This is a genomic window from Citrobacter sp. EC_71 (assembly GCF_019584005.1).
Lineage (GTDB): Bacteria > Pseudomonadota > Gammaproteobacteria > Enterobacterales > Enterobacteriaceae > Citrobacter > Citrobacter werkmanii.
The window spans coordinates 1-1,157 of the sequence record NZ_VDAY01000056.1 but is presented as its reverse complement, the minus strand read 5'-3'; the positions used below and the strand labels follow the sequence as shown (position 1 = coordinate 1,157).

Annotated in this window: 1 protein-coding gene; it reads right to left on the bottom strand. The window is 51.4% G+C overall.

Annotated elements, in window-relative coordinates:
* Positions 1-22: 22 nt before the first annotated feature.
* Positions 23-1,054, bottom strand: coding sequence for an IS630-like element ISEc33 family transposase (locus tag FHD02_RS23955; protein ID WP_001395480.1), 1,032 nt, complete (start codon positions 1,052-1,054; stop codon positions 23-25).
* Positions 1,055-1,157 lie beyond the last annotated feature (103 nt).

Genomic DNA, 1,157 nt, shown 5'->3' with positions numbered 1-1,157 from the left:
TAAATAGCTGCGCCTAATACCGCTACACTTTTGCCTGGCCATGTTTTCCTCCGGGGAATGGGCTGGCGGTTTCCATAAAATGGCGGACCTTTTTCAGTAACTGCCACATTGAGCGGCACTGATGATTACGGGTTATCGTGTCATGAAGTGCCTGCCATAGCCGTTCCACATGATTCACCCACGGCGAGTAAACCGGCTGGTAAATTACCCTGAACTTGGGATTTGCTTTCAACCAGCGCTGTGTTTCGCGGCTTTTATGGATAATGTAGTTATCAACGATCAGCGTGATTGTTTTCGCCCGCCGGTAAGTGGCTTTCAGGTGCTTCAGCAGAGCGATAAACAGCGCTGAACTTTTGCTGTTGCCGCCCACGTAGCTGACTTTACCCGTGCCACTGTGCAGTGCGCCGGCCAGATAGTATTTTTCGTTCTGCCCCGGCGTCACTACCCGTTTCTGCTGTCCGCGCAACTGCCAGTCCGCACCGATTTTAGGATTAAGGTGAATATCCACTTCATCTTCATAAAATACCGGATGCTCTGCGCTGCATTCATCCAGCGCTTTGTGGATTACCGCCATCTTTTCATCTTTATGTGGGTCACGGATACGCAGAGTTGGCGCGGCCCTGCGCCATACAAGCCCCGCAGATGGCAACCAGCGGCGAACGGTTCCTGCATGTAACTGGCAACCGGTTATCTCATTGATTTTTATTGCCAGTAATTCGGTGCTCCAGCGTGAACGTTGATAACCAAAATCGCCGGGAGAATGCTTTATCAGCTCACGTAACAGGGTGCAGATATGTTCAAAAGGCCAGCGTCGGGAGCGCCCTGCGGGTAAGGATTTCAGGCCTTCAATACCTGAGTGCGTAAACCAGTTAATCCAGCGACCAACGGATGAACGGGCACAACAGAGAGTTCTGGCAACATCGCTGACCCGTTCACCCCGATGAAGCATCAGCATGGCCGTGAGTCTGCGGGCATGATTTTTATCACGCGTTTTATGAATAGCTTTCTGCATCAGGCGTCGTTCGCCACGGGGTATTGGTACTATGATCGGCATCGCTCAGTCCGGTTGGTGATTTTGGTTGGTTTGGCGATTGATCAGATCGCACAATCCGGGCTGAGTTCCCTTTCAGTGATCTACTATTCCGCGCAGCTATTTA